Here is a 4,928-nt window from a genome sequence, read left to right on the forward strand (position 1 = left end):
ATCTCGACTGCCTCGCGGCGGGCGGCTCGTTCGACGAGGTGCTGACCAAGGCGCCCGTGGCCGCCGAATACGCGCCCGACGCCTCGCGCCACGCGGCGCTGCGCGAGCGGCTCGAAGCGTATCGCGCGCTGTACCGGCACGTGCGTCCGCTGTTCGATCCGTCGCGCGAAAGGTTGGCGTAAGAACGGCGGCGTATCCAGTACACTTCGCGCGCTCGCGCCGCTTTGACGTCAGCGCTCAAAGACAGCAACGCCCGAACACGTCCCGACACGTCCGACCACGTCCGCAGAAACCCGCTCCGAAGCGAAGACCACCGTGCCCAAGTCCACCGAAAAACTCGATCTCGCCACCCGCGCCGCGTGGCTCTACTACGTGGCCGGCAACACCCAGAACGAGATCGCCGAAAAGCTGCAGGTCTCGCGCCCGGTCGCGCAGCGGCTCGTCGCCTATGCGGTCGAGAAGAACCTGATCCGCGTGCGCGTCGATCATCGGCTGGCCGACTGCCTCGCGCTCGCCGACCGGCTCTCGAAGCGCTACGGCCTCTCGGTCTGCGAGATCGTGCCCATCGACGGCGACACCCAGGATGCGATCGACCGCAAGCTCGCCGTGGCCGGCGCGCAAGTGATGGAGCGCTATCTCGCCGAGGAGCGGCCGATGGTCGTGGCCGTGAGCAGCGGGCGCACGCTCAAGGCCGCCGTCGATCAGATCGCGCAGCTCGACCGTCCTCAGCACCGGCTCGTTTCGATGGTCGGCGCGATCGCGCAGGACGGCTCGTCGAATCGTTACGACGTCGCGCTGCACATCTCCGAAAAAACCGGCGGCAAGCACTTCCTGCTGCCCGCGCCGCTGATCGCCGACAACGAGGCCGAGCGCGCGCAATGGTGCAATCACCGGCTCTATCGCATCGTCGAAGGGCTGTCGAGCGAGGCCGATGTGGCCTTCGTCGGCATCGGCAATATCGGCGAGCACTGCCCGCTCTACGAGGACGGCTTCCTGACGCTCGACGAAGTGCACGGGCTGATGGAACTGGGCGCGATCGCCGAAATGCTCGGCTTGCCGATCGATGCGAACGGCAAGCGCGTGGAATCGGCCACGGGCCGCCGCGTGACGAGCCTGTATCTGGATTCGCCGCCGAAGCGCCCGACCATCGGCTTCGCGGGCGGCGAACGCAAGCGCGACGCCGTGATCGCCGCGCTCAAGGGCGGCTGGCTCTCGGGCCTCGTCACCGACGAAAACTGCGCGCGCGCGGCGCTCGACGGCGCGGACTGAGCGCTGGTTTTAGCGCTTATTTCTCTGGAAAGGTGTCGGCGAGCGCGTTGCGGATCGCCGTGGCGTTCGGATAGCGCGCGTGCTGCGTGCGGCCGTCGCGGAAGCCGCACTGACACTGCCCGATGAACGGCGCGCTCGCGTCGCTCTGCAGGCCGACGAACACCGCGCCCTGCGCCGCCGTGCCGGTCAGCTTGTAGACGTAGCCGTCGTAGGCGTCGCCGCCGTAATCCTCGTGCTGCTGCGGCGTCTTCACGAGCACGACGAGACTGCGGCTGTGCGCCGTGTGATCCGCGTGCGCGAAGAACACCGACGCAATCTGCGGAATGCCGCCGTCTTCCTCGTAGCGGTCGAACAACTGGTCGTGCCAGGCGTGATCGGCGTCCTGATAGATCAGGTGCGCGTCGAGCGTATAAGGCCGGTTGCTGTCGGTCTGGCCGGGACGCTTCGAGGTGTTGTCCGTGAAGTAGACCCACGCGCCGGGCATGACCGGGCTTGCGTCGATGATCGGCGGCTGCAGCTCGTGCTGGCTGTCGAGGCGCGAATCGACCTGCTGCACCACCGCGACGGGCACGTCGGCGGCATGGGCGCTCATGCTGGTCAGGGCGGTCAATGTGAGCAAAACGGCGAGCGAAGCGGCAAGCGCACTCGCGATCGACACAGTCGACACGATCTTACGAATCATGATGGCACGCAGTCGGGGTTCGGACGCAGGATGATAGCGCCCGATTTCGTTTCTTCGCCTGCATGCGTGCAAAAACGTGTGCAAAAAAAAGCCCGCTCGAAAGCGGGGTGCTCATGATCGTCCGCGTATTGATCGCATCCGTGCAAATCGCGCGCCTTATGCGATTTGTCGAATCGCAGGGTCATGATCCCCTTCCATGCGCCCTGGATCGACATCCTTGCGCTTTCGTCTTTGTCTGATTCTCACTCCCGGCAGCGCACAGCAGGATCACCCGAGTGGACGTTTTGCAGCCACCGAGGCGCATTTCAGTCCACGCGTGCATCGAGGATTCGACACCCAGGGAGGTGAAACTCATGACAGCGCACGGCGAGAACGCCTACGGTTTCAAGCAAAGCGAGGAGGAAGAATGGTTCCTCGTTCACGATACCGCAGTCACGAACACGGTGCCGGGTTCGAACGTCGTGGTAAGGATCGACACCACGCCTATCTGCCCGAATATGACCGATCGGGAATTTCGCATCAAGGCGAAGTTTCTTTTACGGTGCGCCGTCACACTCGTCGAGCGACGAATTGCAGACTTGCATCGCTACGATGCCGCGACTAAAGAGCGAATGAGGTATTGGTTCAATCGAAGCGATCAGGATACGCGCCAATATCTCGCGGCCGGATTTTCAAGGCATCTGACTGCGCTCAACGCTCTGACGCCGGCCAGTCTCGTTCGAAGCGACCCGAACCTCGACAGGCTACTGGGCTGCGTGCCGAACATGAAGAACGTCGACCGGGAGGCCGCTCATGTATGCGGGCCAAACACCGAGCGACGGCTTGTCAGCATCGGAATGAAGTTCTGTAACGGTCTGCGAGACCAGAACATGTACGGCGATTCGCGTCTCTCGACACTGATTCATGAAGTGACACACTTTGCCGACACCTTCGACAGCAACGATCCCCGATACGGCATCGATCCGACTTCAGCCGAATGGGCCAGACATAATCCGCAGCAAGCGCTGCGTAATGCCGACACCCTGACGGGCTATGTTGTTTATGGCGAACCGCTTTTCCCTATCTAGGCGACAAGTGCAATGAATCAGATTCAATCTATTCGCGTGGCAATGTTTTCAATGGCATTGCTCTATGCCACTCACTCTATGGCTGACTGCAAAGGATCGCGGAACCTTCCACCCGAGCAACATCAAGTTGCATTCGAGTCAGATAAGGCAGACATTTCGCAGCCTGAACATACGCGCCTCAAAAGTTGGATCGCGCTTGTCAATTCAAAATATCCCATTCAAAACTGGACAACGATTATTGGCAGTGCAGCCGAGAGCGAGCGAGAGCCAAAGAAACTGGCCATGCGTCGTGCAGTGACGGTCGCGCGGGAAGCGCTGGAAGATGGCCTCGTCAACGCTCCGCTGCAAATCCGGGTTCAGATCTATCCGGTCGCGAAGCCAGGGCCGGTCGACAGCGAAAGCCGCGAGGTGACAGTGCAACTGAGTCCAGGCTGCCCCAATAATTGTTGCGACGGGCAGTGACAGTAGCCCGCTCAGAGCGGGTCTGAATTATGTCGCCACGTGGATGCGCAACGTGCAAAAAAAAGCCCGCTCGAAAGCGGGCGTCCCTTGTTGGGGCAAGGCAACCTCAGACTACGACGACGACAACAAACTTCTCCACAGACGCTCGAGCCAACACTCAGGCGGCCAGTTCCTGCGCGAAGCGCCGCTCGAACGCCTGACCGTTCGCATCGAACAGATGGCAATGATCGGCGGGCGCGCCCACTTTCAGCGCTTCGCCGCGCTCGTGCCGTTCGAGCGGCGGAATCCGTGCGATCAGGCCGTCAGGCGCGGCCGCGCATTCGGCGTAGAGATAGGCCGCGTCGCCGAGCGATTCGACCGTCATCGCCTTCGCGCTCACGCCGCCCTCCGTCACGCCCACGTGCAGATGCTCGGGCCGGATGCCCACGGTCACCTTGTCGCCTTCGCGCGCGCCGCGCGGCTCCACCGCGACCTTCTGCGTTTCGCCGCTGTCGTAACGCACGACGATGCCGTCGCTCGCGACCTGCGCGATCGTGCCTTCGAGAAAGTTCATCTTCGGCGAGCCGATGAAACCCGCGACGAAGCGGTTCGCCGGCGCGTGATAGAGCCGGTTCGGCGTGCCGACCTGCTCGACGTTGCCCGCCGAGAGCACGACGATCTTGTCCGCGAGCGTCATCGCTTCGACCTGATCGTGCGTCACGTAGATCATCGTGGTCTTCAGTTCGTCGTGCAGGCGCGCGAATTCGAGGCGCATCTTCACGCGCAGCGCGGCGTCGAGGTTCGAGAGCGGTTCGTCGAACAGGAACACCTTGGGCTTGCGCGTGATCGCGCGCCCGATCGCCACGCGCTGACGCTGGCCGCCCGAAAGCTGCTTGGGCTTGCGATCGAGCAGATGGTCGATGTGCAGGATCTTCGCGGCGTTCTTCACGGCCGCGTCGATCTCGGGCTTCTTCGCGCCCGCGAGCTTGAGGCCGAACGCCATGTTGTCGTACAGCGTCATGTGCGGATAGAGCGCATACGACTGGAACACCATCGCGATGCCGCGCTTGGCGGGCGGCACGTCGTTCATGCGCGTGCCGTCGATCGTCAGGTCGCCGCCGCTGATGTCTTCGAGACCGGCGATCATCCGCATCAGCGTGGTCTTGCCGCAGCCGCTCGGGCCGACGAACACGACGAACTCGCCGTCACCGATATCGAGGTTCACGTCGCGCAGCACTTCGGTTTCGTCGTAGCGCTTGTGCACGTTTCTCAGGATCACGCTTGCCATGATGTGTCTCCATTCGTTGCGGCAGTCGGGGCTTCGTCGCACCCGCCGCGATTGCACTCTTGATTCGCTTGCCGGAACGCGCGCGCGCTCACTGCGCGCCCGCTTCCGCCTTCTGGATCCAGTCCGCCACGAGCGCGGGCAGCGCGCGCATGTCGTCGAAAATCTCGCGTGCGCCGACTTC

The 4,928-nt window shown here is 63.0% G+C and carries 6 protein-coding genes and 1 pseudogene; 4 read left to right on the plus strand and 3 right to left on the minus strand.

Features of this window, described 5'->3' with window-relative positions; all coding sequences use genetic code 11:
* Window positions 1–182: pseudogene (locus tag G3N97_RS36510) on the plus strand (xylulokinase); the annotation flags it as partial.
* Window positions 183–315: 133 nt separating this feature from the next.
* Window positions 316–1,269 carry a sugar-binding transcriptional regulator gene (locus G3N97_RS36515; RefSeq protein ID WP_065059267.1) on the plus strand — a complete coding sequence of 318 codons (954 nt, stop codon included), beginning with the start codon at window positions 316–318 and terminating at the stop codon, window positions 1,267–1,269.
* A gap of 16 nt (window positions 1,270–1,285) precedes the next feature.
* Here G3N97_RS36515 and G3N97_RS36520 read toward each other — a convergent pair whose 3' ends face one another.
* A complete protein-coding gene (locus G3N97_RS36520; protein WP_241031058.1) occupies window positions 1,286–1,951 on the minus strand; it encodes a hypothetical protein in 666 nt (221 codons plus the stop codon).
* Complete coding sequence (locus G3N97_RS36525) at window positions 1,948–2,136, minus strand: hypothetical protein (protein ID WP_205997649.1); 189 nt, start codon at window positions 2,134–2,136, stop codon at window positions 1,948–1,950. The genes G3N97_RS36520 and G3N97_RS36525 overlap by 4 nt, the downstream gene beginning before the upstream one ends.
* 168 nt (window positions 2,137–2,304) lie before the next feature.
* On the opposite strand from G3N97_RS36525, the gene G3N97_RS36530 reads away from it, so the two are divergent.
* Both G3N97_RS36530 and G3N97_RS36535 read left to right on the plus strand, forming a co-directional pair.
* Entirely contained in the window at window positions 2,305–3,018 is a 714-nt protein-coding gene (locus G3N97_RS36530) for a M35 family metallo-endopeptidase (RefSeq protein WP_205997650.1), read from the plus strand.
* A 12-nt stretch (window positions 3,019–3,030) separates the two neighbouring features.
* Window positions 3,031–3,480 carry a hypothetical protein gene (locus tag G3N97_RS36535; RefSeq protein WP_205997651.1) on the plus strand — a complete coding sequence of 150 codons (450 nt, stop codon included), beginning with the start codon at window positions 3,031–3,033 and terminating at the stop codon, window positions 3,478–3,480.
* A 157-nt stretch (window positions 3,481–3,637) separates the two neighbouring features.
* Here G3N97_RS36535 and ugpC read toward each other — a convergent pair whose 3' ends face one another.
* Entirely contained in the window at window positions 3,638–4,747 is a 1,110-nt protein-coding gene (gene ugpC / locus G3N97_RS36540; RefSeq protein WP_110328864.1) for a sn-glycerol-3-phosphate ABC transporter ATP-binding protein UgpC, read from the minus strand.
* Window positions 4,748–4,928 lie beyond the last annotated feature (181 nt).

This window comes from Paraburkholderia sp. Ac-20347 (assembly GCF_017104805.1).
Lineage (GTDB): Bacteria > Pseudomonadota > Gammaproteobacteria > Burkholderiales > Burkholderiaceae > Paraburkholderia > Paraburkholderia tropica.

What these genes read in the sequence shown, in the direction of transcription:
- G3N97_RS36520 (WP_241031058.1), bottom strand. Translation starts at nt 1,951, where the DNA reads ATGATTCGTAAGATCGTGTCGACTGTGTCGATCGCGAGTGCGCTTGCC.
- G3N97_RS36530 (WP_205997650.1), top strand. Translation starts at nt 2,305, where the DNA reads ATGACAGCGCACGGCGAGAACGCCTACGGTTTCAAGCAAAGCGAGGAG.
- G3N97_RS36535 (WP_205997651.1), top strand. Translation starts at nt 3,031, where the DNA reads ATGAATCAGATTCAATCTATTCGCGTGGCAATGTTTTCAATGGCATTG.
- ugpC (WP_110328864.1), bottom strand. Translation starts at nt 4,747, where the DNA reads ATGGCAAGCGTGATCCTGAGAAACGTGCACAAGCGCTACGACGAAACC.
- G3N97_RS36525 (WP_205997649.1), bottom strand. Translation starts at nt 2,136, where the DNA reads ATGACCCTGCGATTCGACAAATCGCATAAGGCGCGCGATTTGCACGGA.